A 25794-nucleotide genomic window follows, 5' to 3' on the forward strand; every position below is an offset into this window, starting at 1 on the left:
AATCTATTTTTTTTAGCTGGGTTCGTGGGGGGGGGGGGGGGGGGGGGGGGGGGGGGGGGGGGGGGGGGGGGGGGGGGGGGGGGGGGGGGGTTAGGGGGTTTTGGTGAAGGTTTTGGTGATTGCTGCGCAGAAGGCGGGGAGGTCGTCGGGGTTGCGGCTGCTGGTCAGGTTGCCGTCGGTGACGCACTCCTCGTCCACCCAGGTGGCTCCCGCGTTGGTCAGGTCGGTACGCAGCGTGGGCCAGGAGGTGATTCGTCGACCACGCACCACGTCCGCCTCGATCAGCGTCCACGGGCCGTGACAGATCACCCCGACGGGCTTGCCCGCGTCGAAGAACGCCTTCACGAACCGCACCGCGTCCGGGTCGCCCCGCAGGAAGTCCGGGTTCGCCACCCCTCCGGGCAGCACCAGCGCGTCGTAGCCGGCGGCGTCCGCCTTGTCGACGGTCACGTCCACGTCGTAGGTCTTGGAGTGGTCCAGGTGGTTGAAGGACTGAATGGAACGGGCCTTCAGCGAAACCAGCTCGGCCGTCGCGCCGGCGTTCTCGACCGCCTCTCGCGGCTGGACGTACTCGACCTCCTCGACACCGTCGGCGGCCAGGAAGGCGATCCGCTTGCCCTGCAATGTCGCTGCCATCTCGGTACATCTCCTCTCCGGGGTACCCCCATCCCCTTCCCGCCCACGAACGCCCGAAACAGGTCGGACGGCGTCGGACCGGCCCGGACGACGTCGGACCGGCCCGGACCGGTCAGGAGCCATCGAATGTCGCATGGCCAGCGACGGGACCGTCGGCGCGCAGGTTTGTGGGCCAGGCCGCTGGGGACCCGGGGAGGCATGGCAGGAGCAGCAGCGGAACAGCGCCGGCTCGCCACCGTCGTGGAGAGCTGGCTCGGACGCCCAGTCCTGATCGTCGGTGACGCCATGTTGGACGAATGGCGGTTCGCCGACTCCGACCGTCTCTGCCGGGAGGCGCCCGCCCCGGTCCTCACCCTGCGTCGGCGGATCTCCGCCGCCGGTGGGGCCGCGAACACCGCCGTCAACGTCGCCGCCCTCGGCGGCCGGGCGGTGCTGGTGGCACCGGTCGGCGCCGACGTCGCCGGGGACGAACTGCACGACTGCCTGGACCGGGCGAGCGTCTGGGACCGTACGGTCAACCAGCCTGGACGGCCCACCCCGGTGAAGCGGCGGATGTTGGCCGGCAACCAGATCCTGCTGCGCGAGGACTCCGGCGACCCGGAGGATGCCCTGGACCACGACGGGGTGACCCGGCTGCTCACCGCCCTGAGCTGCGCCACCGAGGAGTTGCGCGCCGCCGCCGGTGGGGAGGCGCCGACCCTGGTGGTCTGCGACTACGGTCTGGGCGCGCTGCCCGCGCCGGTCCGCGGGTGGCTGGTCGAGAACCGCCAGCGGTACGCCACTGTCGCGCTGGACGCCCACGACCTGGCCGACTGGCGGGGGCTCGCGCCGACAGTGGTCACCCCCAGCTTCGCCGAGGCGACAAGGCTGTTGGCCCGCGCGGGCGGTACGAGCCGACCGACTGGCGGCACGGAACTGCACCTGGAACACCCGGACGGCGACCCGGCCGACGGGCCCTCCGAGATGACCGCGGGCGCCGCCCCGGGCGCGGTACGCGCCGACGACGCCACCGCCGAGTTGGCCCGAGCCGACCGCCCGGGACCGGTCGGCGAGCCCACCCCGGGCGAGGGACGGGTGGCCTTCACCGGTGACGGGCTCAGCGTCACCGGCACCGGCGTCACAGTGAACACCCGGGCCGGGGAGGGCGTCGACCGGGCCGTCCTGGCCGAGTCACGCCTGGCCGAACTGCGTGCCCACACCGGCGCGGACGTGGTCGCGGTGACCCTGGACACCGAGGGTGCGGTGGTCGGCGGTGCCGACGGGGAGCCGCGACGCAGCCACAGCACCCCGGTGCCGGCGAGCCACGCCGTGGGTGCCGGTGACGCGTACCTGGCGGCGATGACGTTGGCCCTGGCCGCCGGCGCGCCGCTGCCCACCGCGGCCCAACTCGCCCAGCTCGCGGCCACCATCACCGTCTCGGAAACCGGCACCTGCGTGTGCCGGCGGGACGACCTTCTCGCCGCGCTCGACCAGCCGACCGGCACCACGAGCCACCCCGCGATGGTCGGCGGCGCCGAGTTGGACGCGATCGTCGCCGAGTACCGCGAGGCGGGACGGTCGGTGGTCTTCACCAACGGCTGCTTCGACGTGCTGCATCGGGGGCACGTGCGCTACCTGGAGCAGGCCCGTGCGTTGGGCGACCTGCTCATCGTCGCGGTCAACTCGGACGGCAGCGTACGGCGGCTGAAGGGCCCGGACCGGCCGGTCAACCCGGTCGAGGACCGGGGTGCCCTGCTCGCCGCGCTCGCCTGCGTGGACCACGTGGTGGTCTTCGAGGAGGACTCACCCGCCGCGCTGATCGAGGCGGTCCGACCGGACGTGTACGTCAAGGGCGGCGACTATCCGCCGGAGCTGGTGCCGGAGGCGCCGCTGGTGCGCCGGCTGGGCGGTCAGGTGCGCACCCTCGGGTACGTGCCGGACCGGTCCACCTCCGCGATCATCGAGCGGATCCGGTCGCACAGTCAGGACCCGTCGCCACAGCTCGACGACCGGGAGCCGGACCCGCTGCGCACCCGCACCCAGGCGTCGTGAACCGCCCCCTCGACTTCGGGGCCGCGGCGGAGTTCCGTGCCGATCGGCTGGTCGACGTGCTGATTCCGACCCGGAACCGGCCCGCCGAGCTGGCCGTCACCCTGGCCGGGCTCGCCGCCCAGGACGGGTTGCCCGGCTTCGGCGTGGTCGTCAGCGACCAGTCCGACGGGGATCCGGCGTACGCGCAACCCGCCGCGGCCACCATGGTCCGGGCGCTGCGCCAGCGGGGTCACCCGGTGCTGCTGACCCGCCGGCTGCCCCGACGAGGGTTGGCCGAACACCGGGCGTACCTGCTCGCCGCCTCGGCCGCCCGGTACGTCCTCACCCTCGACGACGACATCTGGCTGGAACCGGGTGCGCTGCACCGACTGGTCACCGCGATCGGTGAGCTGGGCTGCGGGTTCGTCGGCAACGGTGTGCACGGGCTCTCGTACACCGATGACGTGCGGCCGGAGTCGCACGGCCACTACGAGGAGTGGGCCGGTCCGCCCACACCGGAGCGGATCCGACCCGGCACCCCGGAGTGGGACCGGGCCCGGATCCACTCGGCCGCCAACCTGCTGCACATCACCGAGCAGTTGGCGTTGCCGCCGGGCGCGTGGCGGGCGTACAAGGTCTCCTGGATCGGCGGGTGCGTGCTCTACGACCGGGCCAAGCTGGTGGACGCCGGGGGCTTCGACTTCTGGCGTCGGGTGCAGGAGAACCACCAGGGCGAGGACGTGGCAGCGCAGCTCGCGGTGTTGTCCCGCTACGGCGGCGCGGGCATCCTGCCCAGCGGCGCGTACCACCTGGAGTCCCCCACCACGGTCACCGACCGGGACGTGGAGGCGTGGGAGGTCGTCCTCGCCGACGAGGACACCCCGCAGCCGGCCTGACCTACCGGGTGAGCAACTCCCGGGCGGCTTCCAGCACCTCGATCACCGGTACGTCGGTGACGAACGAGTCCCGGTGCGGGCACTCGCCGTCGCCGGGCCGGTGGGGATAGATGCCCGGTGTGCAGTCGACCCCGCAGACCGGGCAGTGCACCGTCCACGAGCTGATCGGCCGGTGCCGGCCCCGCAGCGGGCTGGCCCCGTTGATCAGGTTGCCGACCCAGAAGATGCCCACCGTGGGCGCGCCCACCGCGGCGGCCAGGTGCAGCGGGCCGGTGTCGTTCGAGACGACCAACGCGCAGTCGCTGTAGCAGCCCACCAGCCCACCGAGGCTGAGCGTGCCCACCTGTGGGCGTACCGGCACCTGCGCCGCGGCGACAACCCCGTCCACCACCTCCTGCTCGGACGGGGTGCCGGTGACCAGCACCTCGTAGCCGTCCGCATGCAGCGCACGAGCCACCTCGGCGAAACGCTCGGCGGGCCAGCGGCGGCGGGTGTCGGTGGCACCCGGATGCAGCGCCACCCGGGGACGATCGGCCGGGCCGAGCACCCGGGCGGCCTCGGCCCGGTCGGTGTCGGTCACCGCCAGCGTCGGCGTGATGGTGGTGGCCGGCGCGCCCACCAGCGCCACCACCTCCAGGTAGCGGATCACCTCGTGCTGGTAGTAGACGTAGCGGAGCCAACGGTCCAGCGGCGGCGCATCGTCGGCGCGCAGGCCGACGGTCAACCGGGCACCGAGCCGACTGATCAGCGGGTTGGAGTTGGCGCCCCCGCCGTGGATCTGCACGGCCAGGTCGAATTCCGCGCCGGTGGCGGCGGCCAGGAAGTCGTCCATCGACGACTCCGGCTCGCCCGGCTCCGGCGTCCGGATTCCGGACGCCGGCGGCACCACCAGCACCCGGTCCACCGGGCCGGGCCGGTCGCGCCAGAGCTTCGCGTGCCACGGCGCACCGAGCAGCACGATCTCCGCCGAGGGGTACGCGCTGCGCAGCGCGTCCAGCGCCGGCAGGGCGAAGATGAAATCGCCGAGCGCGTTGGCCCGCAGCACGGCGATCCGCCGCACGTCGGGAAGGCGCTCGACGGTCGGGCCGAGCAGGGACGGGGTGACCACCCGGCCGGCTACGGCCGGTCGATCTCAGCGGCGGTGTCCGGGCGGTGCAGCTCCCGGTCCGCGGCGGGATCGGCAGGCGTCGGCGTACCCGTGGAGAGGTCGCCGGAGCGCGGCCCGGCGCGGCCCACGGTGATGGTGCGCGGCGCGGGTCGGGTCGCCCGAGGCAGACGGACCCGGAGCAGGCCGTGGTCCATCACCGCGTCGATGGCGTCCGGCTCGACCCGCGACGGCAGGGTGACCCGGTACTCGAAGCCGCGCGTCTCGAAGCCGCCGGGGATGCCCTGGTCGGCGTTGACCTCCGCCTCCGAGCGGGCCCGCACGCACAACTCGCGGTCGTCCAACTCGACCGCCACCTCCTCCGGCGCCACCCCGGGCAGCCGGACGACGACCTCCCAGCCGTCCGAGGTCTCGGTCAACTCGACGTCGGACGTCCCGGCGCGACCACCGACCAGGCGGCTCAACTCGGCGCGCAGCGACTGCAACTCGCCCATCGGGTCCCAGCCCTGCTGCCGGCTGCCCCGCCACCCCCGGCCGAAGCCACCGAACTGCTGCTCGCTCATCACACCTCTCCGATCCGCTGGGCGGCCGTCGGCGGCCGAAGTGAGCTGGGCGCGTCCAGGCCGGCATCGCGGTCGACGCCCACACCGAGCCGGTCGACCAGCTCACCACCGAGCCAGGCGCTGACGCCGAGGATCGCCACCGCGACCACCTCGATGGCGACCAACGCGCCGCCAGCGGCCCGCGAATCGGCATTGAGCCGCACCGCCCACACGGCGGCGAAGAGCAGGATCACCGCGACGTTGGCGCCGGCGTGCAGCAGACCCACCCGCTTGGCGCGGGTGCCGGTCGGGATCGCCAGCAGGTCGAACGAGCCGGCCGCCGCGGCGAGCAGGCCGCCGATCAGGCCGACGGTGATGTTCCAGTACGCGACCTCGCCGAGGAAGTCGGGACCGCCGACGGTGTCGACCACGTCGAACAGCACCGCCGTGGTCAGCAGCGCGACCGGGAACATGACCAGCATCGGATGGACCGGATGGCCCAGTACCTTGAGTCGGCTCTCCATCTCCCGGCCTCCACTGCTCGGCGTCCTGCGGAACGGTCACGTGCGGCGAACGCGTCGGGTCCGGCCGTACCCCCGGCAACCCCGCACAAACCTCGCGCTGGTCAGGGCGGCCTAGGCTGACGACGGTGGTGCCCGCCACCGGATCAACGGCTGAGGGAGGATCACGTGACGGTGGAGATCACCACACACGCGGAGTTGCGCGAGTTGCTCGGCGTACCGAACGCGCGGGCCGCCAACAAGGACCGCGCCCGCCTGCACGAGCGGGACCGCGAGTGGCTCGCCGCCTCGCCGTTCTGTCTGATGGCCACGGCCGGCGCGGACGGCAGCTGCGACGTCTCGCCCAAGGGCGACCCGGCCGGGTTCGCCCGGGTGCTGGACGACACGACCATCGCGCTGCCCGAGCGGCCGGGCAACAAGCGGGCCGACGGCTACCGCAACATCCTCGACAACCCGCACGTCGGGCTGCTCTTCCTGATTCCCGGGCGGACCGACACGCTGCGCATCAACGGCCGAGCCCGCCTGGTCAGCGACGCGCCCTGGTTCGACGACATGGTGGTCAAGGGGCACCGGCCGGTGCTCGCCGTGGTGGTGGAGATCGAGCAGATCTTCTACCACTGCGCGAAGGCGTTCCTGCGGTCCGCGCTGTGGCGGCCGGAGACCTGGCAGCCCGAGGCACTCCCGTCCCGGGCACGCCTGATCAAGGAGGTCGAGGCCCCGACGGAGAGCCTCGAAGACCTGGAACGGCACTACGGCCCGGAGTACGCCACGAAGATCTACGTCTGAACGGCTCCGTCAACCTTCGCTCACCGAGGGCAATGACCCCGAGGGGCTGGCTGATAGCTTTCGTCGATGAGCTCGTCAACGGGGCAGGGCGCGGCGGGCCACGTCGGTCGTGTCGCTGACTACTACGACGACAACACCCGACGGTTCCTCCTGGTTGCCGAGAGCCCGGGCAGTGACGCCATCCACCGTGGCGTGTGGACGCCGGATGTCGCGAACGCGGCAGCGGCCATGGACACCGTCAACCGCCTGATGATCGAGCGTCTGCGCGGGTGCGTCCCGGCGGACGGCGCAAGGGTGCTCGACCTTGGCTGCGGCGTCGGTGGGACGATGGTTCGCCTGGCCCGCGAGGTGGACGGGTTCGTCTCCGGGGTGACCATCAGCCGGGTGCAGGCCGAGATCGCAACGAAACGGTTCGCCCGCGAAGGACTGACCGATCGCTGTGACGTGATCTGCGCCGATTTCGCCGAGCTGCCCACCGAACCGCACTACGACGCCATGGTCGCCGTGGAGGCGGTGGTCCATTCACCGTCGCTGGAGAACCTGATCCCGTCCCTGGTGGATCGGCTGCGCCCGGGAGGCCGCCTCATTCTGTGCGACGACTGGATGACCGAGAAGGATCGCGGGCTCGCCGCCCGGGAGCGTTGTCTCGACCAGTTCCGCGCCGGATGGCGGGTCGGAAGCCTGCATACCGTGGCCGAGCTGGTCGCCATGTCCGATCGTGCTGGCCTGCGCCTGGTCGAGGACCTGGATCTCACCCCGTACCTGCGTCTCGGTCGGCCCCGCGACCGCGCGATCAAGCTGGCCGTCGGCGCCACAGCCGTACTTCCACGGCTCCGCGATCGTCTTGTCGAGGTGCCATTCTGGGCCAACATGATCGGCGGTTCGGCGTTGCAGGCGGGATTGTCGCGGCGTTGGCTGGAGTACCGCTTGATCGTGCTCGAAAAGGTGTGAGCTCTGAGCCGCCGCGACGGAGGCAGCCCCCACCTCGGCAGTGCGACCCGGGCTTCGGTCAGGCCGACCAGCCGGCCGGGTTGCCGAACGACTCCCGCGAGATGCCCGAGCCGGTCTCCGGCCACGAAGCGAACCGGTCGTTGTGCAGGTGGGCGAAGAAGTAACACATGCCTTCGCACTCGGCGTCCGGCAGCGCCATCGAGGGGTCGGCGAGAACCGCGTCGTAGTACGCCCGCCCCAGGGCCACGATGAAACCTCGGGCGTAGAGGAAGCCGTCGTCCGACCCGTCGGTCACCTCGTGGATCTCCTCACGGTCGATGTCGTGCAGCTTGCGCTCCACCACCCGGTCGAGATCGGTCAACTCCGGCCCGGTCAGCTCGACGGTCAACCGCCCGAGGTGGTCCAGAAACCGGTCCAGCCAGTCGTCGATCGCGGAGGACGGGTCGTCATCGTCGTCGTCGCCGGCCGGGTCGCGTTCGACGAGGGCCTGCCGGAGCGCGGCAGGCTCCGCGCCCAACTCGGCCCACGCCGACTCGATGAGTGCCCACAGCCGGGCCTCGTCGGCGGGGGTGGGCAACGTGCCAGGGGCATCAGTGGTCACGGTCACCGATGGACCGTATCCACCACCACCGACGCTTTCAGGACCCCGAATCGGCCGAGACCATCCACAGGTGACCGTCCGGGTCGGCGAAGACTCCCGCGTACCCCCAGGGTTGTGCTGTCGGCTCGGTGACCACGTCGGCGCCGGCAGCGCGCGTCCGGTCGACGACCGCGTCCGCGTCCGCCGGTGCGGCGACGCCGAGGTTGAGCACGCACTCACTCTGCCCCTTCGGGGCCACCTGGTGTCGACCGATGACCCAGCCGAAACCTCCGGTTGGGACGAGCATCAGGCGTCTAGGCCCGCTGGGGAACACGCCCACCGTCGGGCCGGGTGGTCTCGGCCGGATACGACGGATCCTGCACCCCGCCACGCCCCCCGAAGAAGGCGTTGGCGGGTGGGAGTGCGAGCAGGACGAGGGCGACCAGGAGCGCGGGCGACGCCACGAACCCCGCCGCGGTGCTGACCGGCTCGGCCCACCCGGGCATCAGTTGAGCGGCGACCTCCTCGACCCGACTCGCGTCGGGACTCTCCGGGGTGTCGTCGCCCGAGGCGGTGAAGATGAGGCCCAGGAACAGCCAACCGGCCGACACCGCTACCGTCACGCCGCCGACCACCCAGGTGACGATCCGGGTCCAGTTTCGACCGGCGAGATTGGCCAGCGCCAGTGCCAGCACGACAAGGGCGGTGAACGCCACGACCAGGCCGACGCCCATGAGGAACACCATCGGCAGGGCAGCGAAGCCACTCGGCGTGCCCACCTGCTCGTGCGCTCTCAAGTAGGTGTTTTCTTGAACCGCCTCGGCCGCCACCTGCGCGAGCCGGGTGAGGCCACTCAGCCCCAGCAACACACTGGACGCGACGACGACGCGCCGCCCTGGCCGGACTGCCGTCCCTGGAACCCCTGCGTCCATGAGCGAATACTAGGCGCGGGCGGAACTGCCACCGATGTGGCCGGCCCGGGGTCGATTCCGGCGACGCCGCTCAGCCCGACCGGCCGGCCGGGTGCGGACCGCTTCGTAGTACGCCCTGCCCAGGGCGACGATGAAGCCTCGCGCGTAGAGGAAGCCGTCGTCCGACCCGTCGGTCACCTCGTGGATGTCCTCCCGATCGATGTCGTGCAGCTTGCGCTCCACCACCGGGTCGAGGTTGGTCGCAGTGCCAGCGGCATCGGTGGTCACGGTCACCGCCGGACCATATCGACCACCGCCGACACTTGCACCGCCACCGCTCCACAGTGGTCTCTTGCCGTGTCGCTGCTCTAGCGTTGCCGGGTGGACGACGACTGCTGGTTGACAGCGACCCGCACCTCCTACGACACGGTCGCGGTCAGCTACGCGCACCTGGTGCGTGACCTCCTGGCGGAGGCACCTCACGAGCGAACAGCTCTGGCATCGTTCGCCGAACTCGTGCTGGACGCCGGCGGCGGGCCGGTCGCGGATGTGGGCTGCGGGACCGGCCGCATCACCGCCCACCTGCACACGCTCGGCATCGACGCCTTCGGGATCGACCTCTCGCCCGGGATGATCGACGTGGCCCGCCGGGACCACCCAGAGCTGAGGTTCGAGGTCGGCTCGATGACCGACCTCGCACTGGCCGACGGCTCGGTCGCCGGCCTGGTCGCCTGGTACTCCCTCATCCACATCCCCGACGACCGGATCGGCGTCGTGTTCGCCCACTTCCGACGGGTGGTACGCCCCGGTGGCCCACTGCTGCTCGGCTTCCACGTGGGCGACGAGACCACCCTCAAGACGGAGGGCTACGGCGGCCACCCGATGAACGTGCACGTCCATCGTCGGCAGCCGGCCCAGGTAGCGGCCTGGCTGCGCCAGGGCGGCTTCACGATCGACTCGCAGACCACCGTCACTTCGGCAGAGAGCCGGCTCGGCGGGATCATCGTCGGACGACGGGAGCCCTGAGCGGGTATGCCCGCCTGGCAGCGCTGGTCCGGCCGGCTTCTCTCACCGCTCCCCCGCCATCCGCCGATTCTCGCGCGCCGCCACGCCGCTCACTCGCTGCCATCCCACCACCCACAAACCGGAACCGACTACCGGCAAGGCGATCGCCAAGCGCTAATGACCGACGGACTGAGCGATGGCGACGGTGTGCTGGTACTCGCGCCAGTGGGCCAGTTTGCCGTCCCGGGTTCGCAGCACCCCGATGAACGGCGCCGAGGCGGTTACCCCGGTGGCTGTGTGAGTGCCGACGAGTTCGTACTCGACCACGATCACCTCGGGGTCAGTGGTCTCGTGCACGACCACGTTGCGGCAGTCATCGAATCGGACCGGGAACGCCGCCTGACTCCCCTGCGTGTACTCGAGCACCTGCTGCTTTCCCTCGGTACGCGTAGGACGGCCGGGCGCGGCGAACGGTGTCTCGACCACCACGTCGTCCGCGAGCAGATCGGCCTCGAAGGTGGACTGGTTGGCGAGCCACTGGGCGCGCATGCCGTCGAAGATCGCTCTTGGTGTCACGGTCGTCCCCCCTGATAATGAGTCGGCACTCGACTTGTGCCGAGAATAGTGAGTGGAGACTCATTTTGGTAGAGGGTCCGCCGTTGCGCGCCGACGCGCAGCGCAACCGAGCACGCATCCTGGACGCCGCCGAGGCCGTCTTCGCCGAGTTCGGCCCCCGAGCCTCCACCGAGGAGGTGGCCCGGCGGGCCGGCGTCGCCATCGGCACGGTCTTCCGCCACTTCCCCACAAAGGACGACCTACTCGCCGCGATCATGAAGCGACTGCTGACACAGCTAGTCGAGGAAGCCGGACAGCGAGACTTTTTTGCCTTCTTTGCCCACATGGTGACGCAGGCCGCAGCGAAGAAGACCGTCGTCGACCTGCTTGCCGGTTCCGGGGTGAACATCCAGCTGCCCGACGCAGTCGGTCACCTGGAGGAGGCGGTGGGCCGGCTGCTCGAACAGGCCCAAGCCGCCGGAACCGTCGCCCCGCCAGTACGGCTACCCGAAGTGATGGCGCTTCTCGCCAGCGTTTGCCAAGGGGCCTTGCACGGGGGATGGGACGAGCAGCTTCAGGACCGTACGCTCGCGGTCATCTTCGCTGGCCTGAAACGCAACTGACCGCCAGCCTCGTGGATCAGACCCGTGCCTGCCGCAGCGACCCGGGCTGCCCGACGCACCGTCCGGTGCTTGTTCGAGTATCCGCACATCGACACGACAGGGCGCTGATCGTCGGCCAGCTGGTGCCCGGCCGACTAGACCTGCCGCGCAATGGTGGTGTCTCGTCACATGCCTGTAGCCGGGGCTCGGGCACGCCGCGGCGTCGATGACCGTGGACGTGTACGCGGACCTGTTCGGTGACGACCTGGACGCGGTCGCCAACCGCCTGGACGAAGCGTTCGCGGCACGGAACAAGGACCATCTAAGGACCGGCACCACGAACGGCGGCGAGATCGACCTCGGAAAACGGCGAAGCCCAGGTCGTTGACCTGGGCTTCCGTACGGAGCCGCCTGACGGAATCGAACCGTCGACCTACGCATTACGAGTCGCTCCAAGGCGCTGATCCGCCGCCTGCCGATCCTGCTCGACGTGGTGTCAGGGTCCGTGACCGTTCGCTGTCGCTCGCCGGCTTGGCTGCTTGCTTGGCTGCTCGGCAAAGCCCGGAGGATTCCCTGCCTCATGCAGGCTTCTCAGCCGCATGCGGAAGAGCGGCGCGCAGCAAGTATCTCCACGGCCAACCGCTCTGCTTCCTGTGCGGGATCTGTAGAGTGCGTCGCCTGATTGCCAAGCTGCGCCTGCCACTCCCGTCGCCGCACTAAGGGAAACTCGCTCTCGGCGATCCGTGAGTAGTGGAAGCCACGGGCAAGCGGTTGTACCAACATAGCCTCCTGGAACGCCTCTCGCCGCAGGAGTCCCCCCTGCCTTAAATAATGGCGGAGCATCTTCGTTCTAAAAGTCATATAGTCGAGTTGGGGGAGCAGTAAAGCCTTAGCAGTAGGGACCGCCATAGCGTCATCTGGGATGGGATACCACAAGCCATCCCCCATCTCGTAGAGACTGGCTGGGCGCGCAACAAATTCGTCCATTCCGCAATGAACCGTTAGTTCGAAGTACTCCCCTTCGCTGGCGGACAGCCAGGCAATCTCCAAACGTTGAACCTGCGAGTCGTCGAAGAGCAGGCCGTCCGGACCCTTTATTGCGTCGTTGAGCAACTTCGCAAAGTTGTCGACGTCTGCACCACTCGGGCTCTCCCATCGGTCCTGCTCATCAAGGAAGAGGTGCCACCTAAGTCGAACCTCTCCAGAAAAGTAGAACCCGTAAGAACGTAGCTCTTCGCCTACCCGTTGCTTAAATTCTCGCTGCCGCGCCCCGCCAACTCCGTAGTGGAGCGGGTCAAATCTAAATTGATGCTGCATGCTTCCGTAGTAGGGTCGCCATTCCGCATCGATGCCAGAGTTCACCCAGGAAGGATGTCATGGGCGGTGATCGCTGTATAGCCGTCGACAGAGGCTTGGCTGGGTAAGCGGTTGTCGCTTCCGTCACCTTGACCGACTGCTGCGGACGAACAGGCGACGTCTTGCTTACAAGCTCTGTGCACCGCGTCCGCCCTCGTCCGGAAACGGGCCGCACGCTCGGAGCCTCGTCCATGCCAGCCCACGTCAGCGTGCCGCCGCCCGGCGCGGTTGCTGCCAGCGCTGCTGTCGACAGCTATTCCTCCGGCGACCCGCGCCGATCCCCGTCGAGGGGGATGCGGACTCGTTTTGTCGTGGGCTGCCATCTGGCGGGCGGCACGCACCGTTGAGCACGGAGTGGGCGGGGTCGGTTGATGTCCACGGCCCATTGCCATCGACGACCGCGCTGCCTCCTTGCTGCCTCACACTGGTGCGTCGGTTAGGGGATTTAAGAGCGCAGCAACAGCCCTCCCCATCCGTGGCCTTGGCCACCTGAAGCACTCGCCCCTTGGGGCTGGCTGGCCTGCGCGCCGCACCTTCGGCCCAATGTCGGTACGCCTGTCGCTGCCTCTATGGCAGAAGCGCGTCGGCATTATATGCCGAGGCAAGTGAGAGCTTTTCACCCAACTCTCGCCGCAGTTGGTTCACGAGCCCGCGTTCGAGTTCCCAAAAGATCAGCAGCTTATCGTCTAGGTGTGGGTCGCGCTCGGCGGCGGCTACCGCGATCCTGCGGGCGGCTCGCGAAACCAGGTGGGCTTGATTGACTGTTTTTGCTCCCCCGTGACCAGTTGGAGCCTGGGCCTCGCCGCTTCAGGAACCTCTGGGCTCCGCGCGCGCTACTTAAATGCGACTTTGGATGAAGCGAACCTCGTTTCGCATCTCCTCGCGGCTCAATTTCCGCCGGTCAGCACTATCTACCGCAACCCTCGTCCCAGTGAGTTTCTCGAACCAAGAGCCGGGAGAACCAAGGTCTCCAGAAAGGCGGGGTATCACGTGAAGATGAAGATGAGGCACAGTTTGCCCAGCAGCCTCGCCCTCCTGAATGATCCAGTCAAAACCATCAGCGTCATACACGTTCACCAATAGGCTCGTTACCTCACGGGCAAAGGAGAAGAAATCCGGGATGTCGTCCGCGCTCATATCCAACAAACGTGGAACGTGATACTTCGGCACAACAAGGCTGTGACCTGGCACAATCGGTGACTGATTATAGATGGCAAGAAAGAGGCCATTCTCCTCAATCACAATTTGAGTGTTGACGTGACAGAAAGGACAGTCGTCAACCGACCGACGACCTGAGACTATGCGCTGAGTGCTCATTGAGACCCGGTCACGCGAGTCGAGTTCCTGATCCACGACGGCTCCTCCCATTGCTCCCCATTGACCCAAACCTCGTCGAACTCCCGCTCAAAAGTGCGTATCCATTGACTAGGGCTTTCAAAGCATATGAGAGGGCGATCACGCTCGGTCTTTGTGTAAAGGAAGTTCAGTTGAACGATGAGACGCGCCACAGGGTCCTCCTCAAATTTCGCGAGGAGCATGCCGAAGGACGGGAGGCCGGAGGTCATGCGCACTTCAAAACCGGCATTATTTGTGCCCACGTTGTGCCTGATGTAACGGAGGCGAGCTGCAACAGCGTTAGCATGGTTGTACATTACGGTTTCGCCACCGCCGTCGCCAGCAGGATAGAGCCTGCTTCCTAGGTCCAAAACTGGCTCCATCAGCAGTATTCGGACCTTCCCTCCATTTCGGACGATGTTGGCAAGTTGCCCAGCATGCTGATTGAGTACGTTTACAAGGGTTCTACTGTAGATCTTGACATCACGTGCCCCATTCAGCATCCGTCCTGGGGCGTGCTCGCCCGCCTCATCCATCGTGACAAGTCGCACCTCGTCGGCGCCGTCGTTCCGGCCTAAGCCTGAGGTGCCGTCACCAAAAGCGAGAACCTTCTCGCGGGGACGAGTGATGACTGGACTCACAGGAGAAGGAGCTTGCAGAGGCTCCTCGCCCTGAACGCCGCCGGAGGGACGCTTCCAAGCTAGCCACGCAACCACCAGCGCGGCACCGCTCAAGCCAGCACTCCCCACGGCTGCCCACCAACTCGCCCGCTCCAGGCCCTCGCCACGCAGGAACAGCACGAGTATCGCTAGGCCTGCGCCAGCTAGCAGCAGGAGCCCAGCCGTGATGGGACTGCGCGTATTCATGCCCATCATGATGACCCCGATGCTCACTGGTTGCACCAGCCCGGCGACGGTATGTTCGCCTTGTGAGGTTCGGTGTCGTGTAGACGACATCCGCGCCGACAGCGATTTCGCCCAGGCGGTCGGAAACACTGATCAAGTCGCCCGTGGCCGCAACAGGTCTTTGCCGCCACTAGTAACGGCACCCCCTGATGTTCAGCTGGCAAACCAGTTCACCCGCCTGCCTGGCTGACGCCTCGCCTACAAGCTCTGTGCACCGCGTCCGCACACGTTCGGGAACGGCTGTCGCTCGGAGCATCGTCCGTCCAGCGCTCGTCAGGGTGCCATCGTCCGACCCCGTTGCTGTCGACTGGCGTTCCGCCGGCAGCTCAGCCCGACCCCCGCGGGGGGATGCGGTTCCCGGTCGTCGGCCACTGCCGATCGGTGGCGGCTCGCATCGGGCAGCAGCTGCGGGGTGCCGTCGGCCGGCGTTCGGCACCGACCCGGATCAAGGCTCCTGCTGCCTTCTCGCTGCCCCGCTGCCACCGTCCCCGCCAGGGGCCTCGTGGGTTTGGGTCGCACCGACCACCGCCAGCCGCCAAGACTGCCCGGTCTCGCCGAACTCTTCCGCTGCCGCCCACCGTGCTATCGGCACTCCGCCGCCACCAGGGACACCAGGCAACGGAACGGTTCGACGCCGACAACTGGGCCGACCCGGGTCTGGTCTTTGCCACGGCCGTCGGCACACCTATCCACCCGCGTAACGACAACCGGTCGTTCCGGGAAATCATCCGGCAGGCCGGCCTACGGCAGGTTCGTCTTCACGATCTGCGGCACACGGCGGCCAGTGTCCTTCTCGCCCAGGGCGTGCCCGCCCGCGTGGTCATGGAGATCCTCGGTAACTCTCAGATCAGCGTCACTCTCAACATCCACGCACACGTGGCCCCCGAGGTCGCGCGGGAAGCTGCGGCACGGCTGGAAGGGGCGCTGTGGTCCGGTGAGTAGGTTGGCTGCTCACTTGGCTGCTCAGCCTCGCAAGGGCAAGCAAAAGGCCCAGGTCATGATCGGCGATCAAGCCGGTGACCTGGGCCTTTCTGTGGAGCCGCCTGACGGAATCGAACCGTCGACCTACGCATTACGAGTGCGTCGCTCTAGCCGACTGAGCTAAGGCGGCAACGATCAGCAAGTGTACGGCACCTCGGCGGCACCGACCGAACGGGATACCCCCGTCGCGCCGGCCAGTACCAACCGGACAACGGCCGCCATCTGGACGTTTACCAGACAGCGGATGATCGGGTCCGGGACTACGCTGCGGCGGGTGAGCGACGAACGCGAGGATTCCCCCCACCCGGAGCGTCCTGACCGCCCGCCGGCCGGTGAACGCGCCGCCCACCGGCCGCGCAGCACCGACCCGCTGGAGTTGGGCTTCACACCCCGCAAGCCGGTGCCGTGGCTGGCGCCGTTCCTGCTGATCAGCACCGGCATCCGGACGCTGCTGGCGGTGCTCTTCGGGGCGTACCTCGACAAGCGCGAGTTGCAGAACGCGTTCGGCGACGACATCTTCCGCCAGGTCGGGCCGGACGGCGGGCTGTGGCTCGATTACGTGGCCGACCTGGGTGACGGCTTCAACGCCACGTACTCGATGGCGTACCTGCTGGCGCAGCCCGAGCTGACCGTCGACGGGCACCGCCTGCCCCGGGCGCAGACCCTGGTGATGGGCGGCGACCAGGTGTACCCGTCGGCGGCCTACGCCGCGTACGAGGACCGGTGCAAGGGCCCGTACCAGGCCGCGCTGCCGGTGGCGCCGGCCGAGAAGCCCACGCTCTTCGCGGTGCCGGGCAACCACGACTGGTACGACGGCCTCACCGCGTTCCTACGGTTGTTCGTCCGCTCCCGGGACCGCAACTTCGCGGGCTGGGGCACCGGGCAGTCCCGGTCGTACTTCGCTGTGGAGTTGCCGGGCGGTTGGTGGTTGCTCGGCGTGGACGACCAGTCCGGCTCGTACCTCGACGACCCGCAGCTGGCCTACTTCGACAAGGTGGCCCGGCGGCTCGGCCCGGAGTCAAAGGTGATCATCGCGGCGCCGGCGCCGACCTGGGTCAAGGCCGCCGACAATCCAACGGCGTACGACTCGATCGACTACTTCATTCGTACGATCATCGACCCGACCGGGGCGCGGGTGCGGCTGCTGCTCTCCGGCGACCTGCACCACTACGCCCGCTACTCCGGGCCGGACCGGCAGCTGATCACGTGCGGCGGGGGCGGCGCGTACCTCTACCCCACGCACAAGCTGCCGGAGCGCATCGAGGTGCCACCGCGGGACACGCTGGCCCGCAAGGCCAGCTCCGCCCAGCCGTACGAGCTGATGGCCCGCTACCCGGACGCCGCGCGGTCCCGCCGCTACGGCTGGGGCATCTTCCCCCGGTTGCCGTTCCGCAATCCCGGCTTCACCACGTTGCTCGGCACCCTGCACACCCTGCTGATGCTGGCCATGGCGGGTGCGGCGGCGAACTGGGGAAACAGCACCAACCAGCGGCTGTTCAGCGTCCCGCTGGTGGTGATGGTGCTGGTGACGGTGGTGGCGGCGGCCCTGTTCGCCAAGCCGCCGAGCGCGAGTGGAAAACGCCACGCGCGGCACTGGATCCTCGGCGTCGGTCACGGCGTGGCGCAGGTGGCGTTGGCGGCGGCCGGCACCTGGGTCTGGTTGGCGCTGCCGTTCTACGACTGGCCGTGGCCACTGCCGGCAGCCGCCGCCGCGGTGCTCTACGGCCCGGTGATCGGCCTGGTGGCAAGCCAGCTGGTAGCGGCGTACCTGCTGGTGGCGGGCTCGTTCGGGGTGAACGTCAACGAACTCTTCGCCGGCCAGGGCATCGAGGACTCCAAGTCGTTCCTGCGGCTGCGCATCGACCCGGACGGCACGTTGACCATCTACCCGATCGGGGTGGACCGGGTCTCCCGCGACTGGCAGGTGAACCCCGACCAGTCCCCCACCGCAAGCTGGCTGGTCCCCAAATCCCCCCTAACCCCCCACCTGACCGAACCCCCCACAGTCCTCCACTGAACCCACCCCACCCAGCACACTCCGTTGATCATGAAGTTATTGCGCCGACACGCCGGTGGCATGGCAATAACTTCATGATCAACGCGGGAACGGTGGGGTGGGTGGGCTGTTAGGGGGTGTAGTGCTGGTCGTGGGCTTGGCGGGGGCGGGCGCAGACGGAGGCCCGGGAGCAGGAGCAGCGGGAGCCGTCGGCGTCCAGCGTACGGTCACCGCGTCTCTCGGGACGCTGTGGCCGACGACCCGGCCGTCACCCTCCGGGGTGGAGACCCGACTACCGACAGCCGGGGCGGTCTCCTGAAAGCGCTGGTACAGCGGGTGCCGTCATTTGCTCGAAAGCATCACATATTTTAGATTCATCGTCATGACTCCGGCAACCCGGACCATCAAGAGCGCCGCCCGCCGCCGCGCAATGAAGGCAGCCTCCCCCGGCACCACCGCACCGCACGCCGTGCTCTACCTAAGGATGAGCATGGACCTGACCGGCGAGGGTGCTGGACTGGACCGTCAGGAGCAGGCATGCAGGGCGCTGGCCCTGGCTCGCGGGTGGGAGGTGGTCGCGGTCATCGATGACACCATCTCGGCCACAACCACCCGCCTGGCCGCGCGTCCGGGTTGGCGGCGAGTCGTCCAGATGATCGAGGCTGGCGAGGCCGACCTGATCGTTGCCTGGCACCTGGACCGGGTGACCCGTTCGATGAAGGATCTGGAGTCCCTGATCGATCTAGCGATCGACAAGGGCATCGGGTTGGCCACCGCGACCGGGGACATTGACCTGACGACCGACGTGGGTCGGATGGTCGCCCGCATCCTGGCAGCCGTCGCCTCGGCAGAGACCGAACGCAAGGCTGAGCGGCAAATCCTTACCAACGACCAGCGGGTGCAGGAGGGTCGACCGCAGTGGATCAGGCGACCCTTCGGGTACAACCCCGACGGCACCCTGCGCGAGGACGAGGCGGCGGCCGTCAAGAAGGCGTACCACGACGTGCTCGATGGAAAGCCGCTGTCTGCCATCGCCCGAGAATGGAACGAGGCAGGGTTCACCACGTCGGCCCCGAACCCGGAGACCGCCCGTCCCCGGGCACCGCGGACGCGGAACTATAGCCCCACGGGGAGGTGGAACAACGTGGCTGTTCGGTTTCTGTTGCGCAACCCCCGCAACATCGCCAAGTCGACCCTGTACGGGGAGGTGATGGGTGAGGGGAACTGGTCCCCGATCGTGGATGAGCCGACCTGGCGGGCCGTAGATCGTCGTCTGGCCGACCGAGAGCGGCCCGACTCGAACTGGGGGAAGCTGGCCAACCTACTGTCCGGCATTGCGAGTTGCTCCGTCTGCGAGGGACCGATGGGGGCGACCCGGCGACCGACGGCGGGAGAGTGCATCTACGTCTGCAAGGGCAGGATGGACCGGCCCGAGCTGGGCCGTGGGCACTGCTCCATCGGCATCGAGTTCGCCGATGGGTCGGTGGTGCGCCGGCTGGTGCAACGGCTGGAGATCACCGGCCGTACTGCGTTCAAGCCGCAGCCGCCAGTCATCGACGTCGCGCCCCTGATGCAGCGAGAAGCCGAGATCAGCCAGTTGATGGCCGAGCTGGTCGAGGACCGCACCGCCGGACTGATCGATCGCGCCGCACTGGTCACAGGCACCGCAAATCTACGGGCCGAACTGGCGGAGATCCAGGCCGAGCTGGCGAAGGCTGGCGGGCATGGTTCGGCCAAGGTGATCGACATCGAGGCTGCCTACGACGAGTTCGACGCGATGGACCTCGGTGAGCAGCGCGAGGTACTGCGGGACGCCTTCGATGCGATCGTGATGCGACCGAGAGGCAAGGGAAGGCCGAAGAATGGCGAGCCGACCTGGAAGGCCGATCTAATCGAGGTCACGTTCTCACAGGCGTGGTCGTAGGCCTTGCGCAAGCTCGTGGAGCGCTTGAACAGCTGTCGGAGGATCACAGAACCGAACAGGCTGCCGAGCCGCGGCAAGGGCTGATGGCGGTCGCTCAGCTGATCCCCGAGTCGTAGGCACGGCGGGAACCGCAGACGTCGGACAGGGAACAGCGCTTGGTCTCCCCACCGGAGATCTGCCGGACGGTGACGGTCTCGCTCGGCGGATGCCGGGACACAACTTTCCCCAGGCCATCGGGAGTCTCGACTCGCTGACCTGGAGACGGATAATTGCTACTGCCAGCGTATAGGGGATGCTCGTACTTGAGGCAGCACATCAACCGGCCGCACGCGCCGGAGATGCGCAGCGGGTTGAGCGGCAGGTCCTGGTCCTTCGCCATCCGGATGGTCACCGGCTCGAAGTCGGTGAGGAACGTGGCGCAGCACAGGTCCCGACCGCAGGAGCCGATGCCGCCCTGCACCCGCGCGGAGTCCCGGGCGGAGAGCTGGCGTAGCTCCACCCGACAGTGCAGGGTCGCGCCCAGGTCGCGGACCAGGGAACGGAAGTCCACCCGGTGCGGGGCGGTGAAGTAGACGGTGCTGCGCTCACCGCCGCTCTCGGCGGAACCGAGCACGTGGTCGACAGCCACCACCTTCATCGGCAGGCCGTGCGAGCGGATCAGCCGTTTCGCGGCCACCTTCGCCTCGGCCTTGCGCCGACGCAACGCCTCATCCCGGCGTAGGTCGTCGTCGCCGGCCAGCCCCACCAGGCGGGGGAAGCCGTCGGTGTCCTCGGTCACCCACTGCGCGGCCCACACGCACTCCGCCACCTCGGGCCCGTCATCGGTGGGCACCAGCACCCGGTCGCCCACCTGCGGACGCAACTCACCCGGATCGAGGTAGTAGAGCCGCCCGTACCGGTTGAAGCTGACCGCGCAGAGCATGCCCATCCCCCCACCCTACGACGGGTCACGGCGCAAGGCGCACCGGCCGGCTACGCGCCGCTGCCATTCATGACCGTCGACTTGACCTATTGCCGGGCGTCCCGTCGTGCCATTGCTCCTCGCCCGGACGGTTGAATCCGGCGGCGGGCAGGAGACAAGACGTGCCTCGGCGGCGTTGAGTGGAGGCAGACCTGCGGGGGGTGCAGGGGAAGACCACGGCGTCGCCGTGGGCGACGGCTCAGGCCAGGCGCCCGCGAGCGACGCCGTGGCCTGCCGGGGGCAACGCGGCCAAGGCCGGAGCACCGAAATCCGGGGCAACAGGTCGCCGCGCGCCACCGCCGTGGAGACCTGCGCGATGTTGCGGACCTGGGCGGTCAGGTTCGACGCGGACCACGGCCGGAGGACAGAGGCCCAGTTACCAGCCGACCCGGGTGGGCTGGTCGTAGCGGGGCCGCCCGTCGGTTGACGGACGCCACGCGGTCTCGGCCAGGCTCGGCGCCCACTGTCGCAGCAGCGTCTCCGCACCGTCGTACGCGACGCAGAGCACCGCCAGCACCCGTGCGGCGATCTCGGCCGCGTCGGCCGCTCCGGGCCCGACCGGCCCGGGGCGCGTCGACGCACCGGTGGCGGTGGCGGCGACCACGGCGACCGCCTCGGCCGAGCGGAGCACGTCGGCCAACGTGCGGGCCAGCGCGAGACGGCTGCCCTCCACCCAGTCGGCGAGGGCGTCGGCGTAACCGGCGGTGGATTCGAGCCGGCCGACCAGGCTGTCCGGCCCCTCGTCGAGATGGCGCAGCAGCGCCGCCCGCTGTTGCCCGTACGCCGTGGCGGCCGCGCCGGACCAGAGCACCGAGTCGGTGAGCGCGGCGGAGACGTCGTCGTACCCCCGGACGAGCCGGCGCACCGCGTGCCCGGCGCTGGCGAGCGGCACCGGGTGCAGGTCGAGGAAGCTGCGCACCGCGTCGCCCGGCAGCACCTGCATGCGGCGCAGCAGCGGCCAGACCCGGTGCCCCTCCGGGACGCCGGCCGCGATCAGTGTGTCCACCCGGCGGAGCAGGTCGAGGCCGGGCTCGGCGAGCCGGTCCAGCGCGTCCATCACGGTTCCCCGGCGAGCCGGCGGCGGGCCGCCCGGTCGACCTCGGTGTAGCGGTCGGTGGCCTCCCGCACCGCCGCCGCGGCGGCAGCCAGTCGACCGGCGGCGGCGCGGGCCTCCCGGGCCCGGTCGTCGGTGGCGGTGGTCCACTGCCGGTGCAGCGCCCGACCGATCTCGCCCGGACGGCCCGGCGCGTCGGCGCCGAACGCGGCCTGGGCCGGATCGCTGGCGGTGACGGTGTGCGAAACCATGGTGAGCGTGGCGCTCGCCTCGTCCAGCCGGGCGGCGAGCGCGCGCAGAGTGTCCATCTCAGGCCCCCGCGAGCGGTCGGTAGGCGGCGAACGTCTCGTTGTGCAGCTTTTCCCGGGCCCATTCGGCGGCGTCGGCCGCCGCGGTGACCGCGGCCTGCACGGAACCGGCCACGTCGCGCGGGCTGCGGGTGTGCAACGGCCCGAGGAACCGGACGTCGGTGATCCGTCCACCGGCGGTGACCACCACCTCGACCAGGCCGTCCGGCGAGCGGACGGTCACCTCGACGGTCGACACCGCCTGGTCGAACTCGGCCTGGAGCGACTCGATCCGGCGGTAGCGTCGCACCGCCTCCTCGATCCAGGCTTCGTCGATCTCCCCCCGCGGCATCGGCCGACTCCTCCCGGGTGATCCATCACTCAGTGTGCTGCCACCGTCACCACGGCACACGGACCGTACCGCACCGCAATCGGGCCTGTCGATGCCTGTGGACAACCGCCGGGAAGTGCGGGTCAGCCCTTCCAGAGGGCGAGCATCATCGCCTCGACCGCGATCCGTGGCTTGACGTTCGCCTCGATCGCCGCGCGGCAGGCGAGCACGGCCTCCAGGCGGCGCAGCGCCCCCTCGGCGTCCCACTTCTGCGCGCCGGCGCCGGCGAGCGCGGCGGTGTCGGTGTGCACCGGGGCGACGGGTGCGCGCAGCGCCATGGTGAGCGCGTCCCGGTAGAAGCCGGCCAGGTCGACCAGCGCCCGGTCCAGTGCGTCCCGCTGGGCCCGGGTGGCCCGGGACTTCTGCCGCTTCTCCAGCTCCTTGAGCTGCCCGGCGGCACCTCGCATGGCGCCGGCCGCCCCCCGGCCGGTGCCGCCCGCGCCGAGCGCGGTCTCCAGCGCCGCCCGCTCGGTCGTGTCTGCCTCGGTGACCGACGCCTCGGCCTCCGCCTCGGCCGCCTCGATCAGCGCGGACGCCGCGTCGAATGCCGCGCCGACACCGGTCAACCGGCGGGGCACCGCGAGCACCGCCTCGCGCCGTTTGCGGGCCTCCGGGTCGCGGGCCAGCCGGCGGGCCCGACCCACGTGACCCTGCGCGGCCGCCGCCGCCCACTGCGCCACGTCGGGCGCGATGCCGTCCCGACGGACCAGCACCTCGGCCACCGCGGCGGCCGGCGGCTGCCGCAGGGGTACGACGCGACAGCGCGACCGGATGGTCACCGAGATGTCGTCCGGGTGAGTGGACGGGGCGCAGAGCAGGAAGACCGTTCGCGGTGGAGGTTCCTCGATCGCCTTGAGCAGCGCGTTGCCGGCGGCCTCGGTGAGCCGGTCGGCGTCCTCGATGACCACCACCTGCCAGCGCCCGCCGGACGGGGTGCTGGCGGCGCGGAGCACCAGCGCGCGCATCTCGCCGACGCCGATGGAGAGCCCCTCCGGCACCACCATCCGCACGTCGGCGTGGGTGCCGCCCATCGTGGTGTGGCAGCCGGGGCAGTCACCGCAGCCGGTGCCGTGCACGCACTGAAGTGCGGCGGCGAACGCCCGTGCGGCGACCGAGCGGCCGGAGCCGGGCGGCCCGGTGAAGATCCACGCATGCGTCATCCCGGCGGACGGGTCAGCCGCGCCGGTCGCGGCGTGGTCGGCTGCGGGCGCGTCACCGCTGGCCGGGCCGGCGGCGACCAACGCGGATGCGCCAGCACGCAGTACGGCGGCGGCCGCGGCGGCGGCGCGACGCAGCTCGACCACCGCCTCGTCCTGACCGACCAGGTCGGCGAAGACGTCAGGCATCAGGTCTTGTGCTCCATCGTCACCAGTTCCGCGTCGGATAACTCAGGCTGCACCGAGGTGTCCGGGCCCTGCGCCGGCCGCGGGTGCACGATGCCGCCCGGCTTGTCGAGCATCTCCTCGACCCGGCGGACCACCAGCCCGGTGATCTCCTCGGCCGGCCGGGACGCGTCGAGCACCAGGTAGCGCTTCGGATCGGCGGCGGCGAGGTCGAGGAACGCGTACCGGACGCGCTCGTGGAAGGCGATCGACTCGGCCTCCAGCCGGTCGGTGCCGGTGTTGCGCGAGGTCACCCGGGACAGGCCGGTACGCGGCTCGACGTCCAGCAGCACCACCAGGTCGGGCTTGAGCCCACCGGTGGCCCAGGACGAGAGCCAGGAGACCTCGTCGACGGGCAGTGTCCGGCCGGCGCCCTGGTACGCCAGGGACGAGTCGACGTACCGATCGCTGATCACCACGCTGCCCCGGACCAGCGCGGGCCGGACGACGGTGGCCACGTGGTGTGCCCGGTCGGCTGCGTAGAGCAGCGCCTCGGCCCGGGGGGAGGGCGCGTCGTCGCCGGAGGTGTCCAGCACCAGCGACCGGATCCGCCGGCCGACGCCGGTGGCTCCCGGCTCGCGGGTGACCACGACGTCGTGGCCCTGGCCACGCAGCCGCTCGGCAAGCGCGGTGAGCTGGGTGGACTTCCCCGCGCCCTCACCGCCCTCGAAGACCACGAAGAGCCCGGCGGAGACGAACGGCTCGGAGGGCATCAGCGGACGACCCCGGATGGAGCCCCACAGGTCGGCGAGGACCGGTACGCCCTTCTTGTCGTCCATCTGGCCGAACGCGCTGATTCCGGCGAAGATGCCGGCAGCACCGGCGGCGAGTAGCAGCAGTCGGGTGGAGGAGACGGAGATGCCGAGGTCGGCGATGGTCAGTTTGCGGGAGCCGCCGACACCGACCAGCAGGCTGCTCAGCCCGATGGCCAGGATCAGCACCAGTCGGGTGCCGATCTGCACCACCGCGAAGACCCGGCCGCGCACCTCGTCGGCCACCTCCCCGCCGAGCAGTGTGGTGCCGGCCAGGAAGGCCATCCCGGCGCCGGCGCCGACCAGCACCGCGCCGACGATCGCCATGGACAGGTGGATGGCGAAGGCGAGGGTCATCACGGCGGCGCTGGCCAGCACGATGCTCATGCCGAACCAGCGGCGCCGGGACATCTCCTTGACGACCATCGGGCCGAGCCCGATGCCGAGCGCCAGGCCGACGAAGATCGCGCCGAAGAGCAGGAAGAAGGCGGCGTCGCCGGCGCCGAGCGAGGCGGCGAAGAACTTGGCCGTGCCGATGACGATGCCGCCGCCGGCGAACGCGCCGAAGATGCCGAGCACCAGGCCACGGACGAGCGGGGTCTGGCCGATGTACTTCCAGCCCTCGGAGAACTGCCGGAACATGCTCTGCTCGGTGCGCTGCCGGTCGCCGGTCTGCGCCCGGCTGATCTCCTTGATCCCGAATGCCACCACGAGGGCGGTGGCGAGCCGGGAGAAGGCGTTGACCCAGAGCGCGAGTTGGGCGGGCTCCGCCCAGCCGAGGTCATCGCCGCCGACGATGGCCCGGACGCTGCGGTCGAGCCCCGCGGCCACCAGCGCCGCGAGGATCGGGGTGAGGCCGTACGTGGTGATCAGCGTGAGCTGGTTGGCCGCCTCCAGCCGGGCGCGCGGGATCAGGTTGGGGACCGCGGCCTCCTTGGCCGGGATCCAGATCAGCGTGACCGACTCGATCAGGAAGGTGGCGATGGTCGCCCACAGAACCACCATCGCGCCACTGACGCCGGAGAGCGCCACCAGCGGGATCGAGGCGAAGAGCACGAACCGGAGCAGGTCGCTGATGACCATGGTCCACCGCCGGTCGAACCGGTCGGCGAGCACACCGGCGACCGGGCCGAGCACCAGGGCGGGGAGCAGCCGGATGGCGATGACGGTGCCGAAGGCCGCGCCCTTCGCGGTGTTGCCCTGCACCTGGGAGGCGGCGAAGACCGAGGTGGCCAGCAGGCCGAACCAGTCGCCGAAGGAGGCCGCGCCGAGCACGATCCAGAGCCGGCGGAACGGCCTGATGCGCAGCACGGAGCGGATCGCGGCATAACCGGACGGATCTACCTGACCGCCGTTGGGCTGCTTGGCGG

General features: G+C 69.7%; 28 protein-coding genes, 2 tRNA genes and 1 pseudogene. 10 read left to right on the forward strand and 21 right to left on the reverse strand.

Annotated elements, in window-relative coordinates; genetic code table 11:
- Positions 1-90: 90 nt before the first annotated feature.
- On the reverse strand, positions 91-636 hold the full coding sequence (locus ABZU52_RS05500; protein ID WP_354969875.1) for a type 1 glutamine amidotransferase domain-containing protein: 546 nt from the start codon (positions 634-636) through the stop codon (positions 91-93).
- Positions 637-834: 198 nt separating this feature from the next.
- On the opposite strand from ABZU52_RS05500, the gene rfaE2 reads away from it, so the two are divergent.
- A complete protein-coding gene (gene rfaE2 / locus ABZU52_RS05505; protein WP_354969876.1) occupies positions 835-2667 on the forward strand; it encodes a D-glycero-beta-D-manno-heptose 1-phosphate adenylyltransferase in 1833 nt (610 codons plus the stop codon).
- On the forward strand, positions 2664-3542 hold the full coding sequence (locus ABZU52_RS05510; RefSeq protein ID WP_354969877.1) for a glycosyltransferase: 879 nt from the start codon (positions 2664-2666) through the stop codon (positions 3540-3542). The genes rfaE2 and ABZU52_RS05510 overlap by 4 nt, the downstream gene beginning before the upstream one ends.
- 1 nt (position 3543) lies before the next feature.
- On the opposite strand, the gene ABZU52_RS05515 is transcribed toward ABZU52_RS05510, so the two are convergent.
- Genes ABZU52_RS05515 through ABZU52_RS05525 form a run of 3 tightly spaced genes read right to left on the reverse strand, consistent with a single transcriptional unit; the run spans position 3544 to position 5713 of the window.
- Positions 3544-4650 carry a glycosyltransferase family 9 protein gene (locus tag ABZU52_RS05515; RefSeq protein ID WP_354969878.1) on the reverse strand — a complete coding sequence of 369 codons (1107 nt, stop codon included), beginning with the start codon at positions 4648-4650 and terminating at the stop codon, positions 3544-3546.
- Positions 4651-4658: 8 nt separating this feature from the next.
- On the reverse strand, positions 4659-5210 hold the full coding sequence (locus tag ABZU52_RS05520) for an Hsp20/alpha crystallin family protein (protein WP_354969879.1): 552 nt from the start codon (positions 5208-5210) through the stop codon (positions 4659-4661).
- On the reverse strand, positions 5210-5713 hold the full coding sequence (locus ABZU52_RS05525; RefSeq protein ID WP_354969880.1) for a DUF2231 domain-containing protein: 504 nt from the start codon (positions 5711-5713) through the stop codon (positions 5210-5212). The genes ABZU52_RS05520 and ABZU52_RS05525 overlap by 1 nt, the downstream gene beginning before the upstream one ends.
- A gap of 165 nt (positions 5714-5878) precedes the next feature.
- On the opposite strand from ABZU52_RS05525, the gene ABZU52_RS05530 reads away from it, so the two are divergent.
- On the forward strand, positions 5879-6496 hold the full coding sequence (locus ABZU52_RS05530) for a pyridoxamine 5'-phosphate oxidase family protein (protein WP_354969881.1): 618 nt from the start codon (positions 5879-5881) through the stop codon (positions 6494-6496).
- Between the two features lie 66 nt (positions 6497-6562).
- Positions 6563-7447 carry a class I SAM-dependent methyltransferase gene (locus tag ABZU52_RS05535; RefSeq protein ID WP_354969882.1) on the forward strand — a complete coding sequence of 295 codons (885 nt, stop codon included), beginning with the start codon at positions 6563-6565 and terminating at the stop codon, positions 7445-7447.
- 58 nt (positions 7448-7505) lie between these two features.
- On the opposite strand, the gene ABZU52_RS05540 is transcribed toward ABZU52_RS05535, so the two are convergent.
- The 4 genes from ABZU52_RS05540 to ABZU52_RS05555 form a co-directional block, all read right to left on the reverse strand.
- Positions 7506-8054 carry a DUF4240 domain-containing protein gene (locus tag ABZU52_RS05540; protein ID WP_354969883.1) on the reverse strand — a complete coding sequence of 183 codons (549 nt, stop codon included), beginning with the start codon at positions 8052-8054 and terminating at the stop codon, positions 7506-7508.
- A 31-nt stretch (positions 8055-8085) separates the two neighbouring features.
- The gene (locus ABZU52_RS05545) at positions 8086-8334 is read right to left on the reverse strand and encodes a VOC family protein (protein WP_354969884.1); all 249 of its coding nucleotides are present in this window, start codon (positions 8332-8334) and stop codon (positions 8086-8088) included.
- A gap of 7 nt (positions 8335-8341) precedes the next feature.
- Positions 8342-8824 carry a hypothetical protein gene (locus ABZU52_RS05550; RefSeq protein ID WP_354969885.1) on the reverse strand — a complete coding sequence of 161 codons (483 nt, stop codon included), beginning with the start codon at positions 8822-8824 and terminating at the stop codon, positions 8342-8344.
- A 144-nt stretch (positions 8825-8968) separates the two neighbouring features.
- Positions 8969-9232 carry a hypothetical protein gene (locus ABZU52_RS05555; RefSeq protein ID WP_354969886.1) on the reverse strand — a complete coding sequence of 88 codons (264 nt, stop codon included), beginning with the start codon at positions 9230-9232 and terminating at the stop codon, positions 8969-8971.
- A gap of 87 nt (positions 9233-9319) precedes the next feature.
- Here ABZU52_RS05555 and ABZU52_RS05560 point away from each other — a divergent pair, with 87 nt between their 5' ends.
- The gene (locus tag ABZU52_RS05560) at positions 9320-9964 is read left to right on the forward strand and encodes a class I SAM-dependent methyltransferase (protein WP_354969887.1); all 645 of its coding nucleotides are present in this window, start codon (positions 9320-9322) and stop codon (positions 9962-9964) included.
- A 153-nt stretch (positions 9965-10117) separates the two neighbouring features.
- On the opposite strand, the gene ABZU52_RS05565 is transcribed toward ABZU52_RS05560, so the two are convergent.
- Complete coding sequence (locus ABZU52_RS05565; protein WP_354969888.1) at positions 10118-10519, reverse strand: nuclear transport factor 2 family protein; 402 nt, start codon at positions 10517-10519, stop codon at positions 10118-10120.
- 83 nt (positions 10520-10602) lie between these two features.
- Between ABZU52_RS05565 and ABZU52_RS05570 the strand changes: the two genes are divergently transcribed.
- Together ABZU52_RS05570 and ABZU52_RS05575 are read left to right on the forward strand one after the other, a co-directional pair.
- Positions 10603-11121, forward strand: coding sequence for a helix-turn-helix domain-containing protein (locus ABZU52_RS05570; RefSeq protein ID WP_354969889.1), 519 nt, complete (start codon positions 10603-10605; stop codon positions 11119-11121).
- 205 nt (positions 11122-11326) lie between these two features.
- Positions 11327-11488, forward strand: a complete 162-nt coding sequence (locus tag ABZU52_RS05575; RefSeq protein WP_354969890.1) for a hypothetical protein — start codon at positions 11327-11329, stop codon at positions 11486-11488.
- 20 nt (positions 11489-11508) lie between these two features.
- Here the strand turns inward: ABZU52_RS05575 and ABZU52_RS05580 are convergent.
- The 4 genes from ABZU52_RS05580 to ABZU52_RS05595 all read right to left on the reverse strand — a co-directional run bounded on the left by ABZU52_RS05580 (position 11509) and on the right by ABZU52_RS05595 (position 14684).
- Positions 11509-11582, reverse strand: a tRNA-OTHER gene (locus ABZU52_RS05580).
- Positions 11583-11691: 109 nt separating this feature from the next.
- Positions 11692-12462, reverse strand: coding sequence for a hypothetical protein (locus ABZU52_RS05585; protein ID WP_354969891.1), 771 nt, complete (start codon positions 12460-12462; stop codon positions 11692-11694).
- A gap of 831 nt (positions 12463-13293) precedes the next feature.
- On the reverse strand, positions 13294-13824 hold the full coding sequence (locus tag ABZU52_RS05590) for an HIT family protein (RefSeq protein WP_354969892.1): 531 nt from the start codon (positions 13822-13824) through the stop codon (positions 13294-13296).
- Positions 13770-14684: a hypothetical protein gene (locus ABZU52_RS05595; RefSeq protein WP_354969893.1), complete on the reverse strand. Its 915-nt coding sequence runs from the start codon at positions 14682-14684 to the stop codon at positions 13770-13772. Before ABZU52_RS05595 ends, ABZU52_RS05590 begins: the two co-directional genes overlap by 55 nt.
- Before the next feature lie 360 nt (positions 14685-15044).
- Here ABZU52_RS05595 and ABZU52_RS05600 point away from each other — a divergent pair, with 360 nt between their 5' ends.
- Complete coding sequence (locus ABZU52_RS05600; protein ID WP_354969894.1) at positions 15045-15638, forward strand: site-specific integrase; 594 nt, start codon at positions 15045-15047, stop codon at positions 15636-15638.
- Between the two features lie 92 nt (positions 15639-15730).
- Here the strand turns inward: ABZU52_RS05600 and ABZU52_RS05605 are convergent.
- Positions 15731-15807 (reverse strand) — tRNA-Thr (locus ABZU52_RS05605).
- Positions 15808-15951: 144 nt separating this feature from the next.
- On the opposite strand from ABZU52_RS05605, the gene ABZU52_RS05610 reads away from it, so the two are divergent.
- Positions 15952-17694, forward strand: a complete 1743-nt coding sequence (locus ABZU52_RS05610; RefSeq protein ID WP_354969895.1) for a metallophosphoesterase — start codon at positions 15952-15954, stop codon at positions 17692-17694.
- Between the two features lie 109 nt (positions 17695-17803).
- Here ABZU52_RS05610 and ABZU52_RS05615 read toward each other — a convergent pair.
- Positions 17804-18012, reverse strand: a pseudogene (locus ABZU52_RS05615) (regulatory iron-sulfur-containing complex subunit RicT); the annotation flags it as partial.
- 43 nt (positions 18013-18055) lie between these two features.
- Between ABZU52_RS05615 and ABZU52_RS05620 the strand changes: the two are divergent.
- Positions 18056-19597, forward strand: coding sequence for a recombinase family protein (locus tag ABZU52_RS05620; protein ID WP_354969896.1), 1542 nt, complete (start codon positions 18056-18058; stop codon positions 19595-19597).
- A 94-nt stretch (positions 19598-19691) separates the two neighbouring features.
- On the opposite strand, the gene ricT is transcribed toward ABZU52_RS05620, so the two are convergent.
- The 6 genes from ricT to tmk form a co-directional block, all read right to left on the reverse strand.
- On the reverse strand, positions 19692-20525 hold the full coding sequence (ricT, locus tag ABZU52_RS05625; RefSeq protein WP_354969897.1) for a regulatory iron-sulfur-containing complex subunit RicT: 834 nt from the start codon (positions 20523-20525) through the stop codon (positions 19692-19694).
- 409 nt (positions 20526-20934) lie between these two features.
- The gene (locus ABZU52_RS05630) at positions 20935-21615 is read right to left on the reverse strand and encodes a hypothetical protein (RefSeq protein WP_354969898.1); all 681 of its coding nucleotides are present in this window, start codon (positions 21613-21615) and stop codon (positions 20935-20937) included.
- Entirely contained in the window at positions 21615-21920 is a 306-nt protein-coding gene (locus ABZU52_RS05635) for a hypothetical protein (RefSeq protein ID WP_354969899.1), read from the reverse strand. The genes ABZU52_RS05630 and ABZU52_RS05635 overlap by 1 nt, the downstream gene beginning before the upstream one ends.
- A 1-nt stretch (position 21921) precedes the next feature.
- Positions 21922-22251 carry a YbaB/EbfC family nucleoid-associated protein gene (locus ABZU52_RS05640; RefSeq protein WP_007454690.1) on the reverse strand — a complete coding sequence of 110 codons (330 nt, stop codon included), beginning with the start codon at positions 22249-22251 and terminating at the stop codon, positions 21922-21924.
- A 122-nt stretch (positions 22252-22373) separates the two neighbouring features.
- Positions 22374-23636 (reverse strand): DNA polymerase III subunit delta', encoded by a 1263-nt coding sequence (locus ABZU52_RS05645; protein WP_354969900.1) that lies wholly within the window; start codon positions 23634-23636, stop codon positions 22374-22376.
- On the reverse strand, positions 23636-25735 hold the full coding sequence (gene tmk / locus ABZU52_RS05650; RefSeq protein WP_354969974.1) for a dTMP kinase: 2100 nt from the start codon (positions 25733-25735) through the stop codon (positions 23636-23638). The genes ABZU52_RS05645 and tmk overlap by 1 nt, the downstream gene beginning before the upstream one ends.
- Between the last annotated feature and the right edge of the window lie 59 nt (positions 25736-25794).

Source organism: Micromonospora sp. NPDC005220 (assembly GCF_040607895.1).
GTDB lineage: Bacteria > Actinomycetota > Actinomycetes > Mycobacteriales > Micromonosporaceae > Micromonospora.

Coding starts and splice junctions, on each gene's coding strand:
- ABZU52_RS05640 (WP_007454690.1), bottom strand. CDS start 22,251: ATGCCGCGGGGGGAGATCGACGAAGCCTGGATCGAGGAGGCGGTGCGA.
- ABZU52_RS05535 (WP_354969882.1), top strand. CDS start 6,563: ATGAGCTCGTCAACGGGGCAGGGCGCGGCGGGCCACGTCGGTCGTGTC.
- ABZU52_RS05520 (WP_354969879.1), bottom strand. CDS start 5,210: ATGAGCGAGCAGCAGTTCGGTGGCTTCGGCCGGGGGTGGCGGGGCAGC.
- ABZU52_RS05635 (WP_354969899.1), bottom strand. CDS start 21,920: ATGGACACTCTGCGCGCGCTCGCCGCCCGGCTGGACGAGGCGAGCGCC.
- ABZU52_RS05545 (WP_354969884.1), bottom strand. CDS start 8,334: ATGCTCGTCCCAACCGGAGGTTTCGGCTGGGTCATCGGTCGACACCAG.
- ABZU52_RS05630 (WP_354969898.1), bottom strand. CDS start 21,615: ATGGACGCGCTGGACCGGCTCGCCGAGCCCGGCCTCGACCTGCTCCGC.
- ABZU52_RS05525 (WP_354969880.1), bottom strand. CDS start 5,713: ATGGAGAGCCGACTCAAGGTACTGGGCCATCCGGTCCATCCGATGCTG.
- ABZU52_RS05500 (WP_354969875.1), bottom strand. CDS start 636: ATGGCAGCGACATTGCAGGGCAAGCGGATCGCCTTCCTGGCCGCCGAC.
- rfaE2 (WP_354969876.1), top strand. CDS start 835: ATGGCAGGAGCAGCAGCGGAACAGCGCCGGCTCGCCACCGTCGTGGAG.
- ABZU52_RS05620 (WP_354969896.1), top strand. CDS start 18,056: ATGACTCCGGCAACCCGGACCATCAAGAGCGCCGCCCGCCGCCGCGCA.
- ricT (WP_354969897.1), bottom strand. CDS start 20,525: ATGGGCATGCTCTGCGCGGTCAGCTTCAACCGGTACGGGCGGCTCTAC.
- ABZU52_RS05645 (WP_354969900.1), bottom strand. CDS start 23,636: ATGCCTGACGTCTTCGCCGACCTGGTCGGTCAGGACGAGGCGGTGGTC.
- ABZU52_RS05600 (WP_354969894.1), top strand. CDS start 15,045: ATGCGGTTCCCGGTCGTCGGCCACTGCCGATCGGTGGCGGCTCGCATC.
- ABZU52_RS05575 (WP_354969890.1), top strand. CDS start 11,327: ATGACCGTGGACGTGTACGCGGACCTGTTCGGTGACGACCTGGACGCG.
- ABZU52_RS05590 (WP_354969892.1), bottom strand. CDS start 13,824: ATGGGAGGAGCCGTCGTGGATCAGGAACTCGACTCGCGTGACCGGGTC.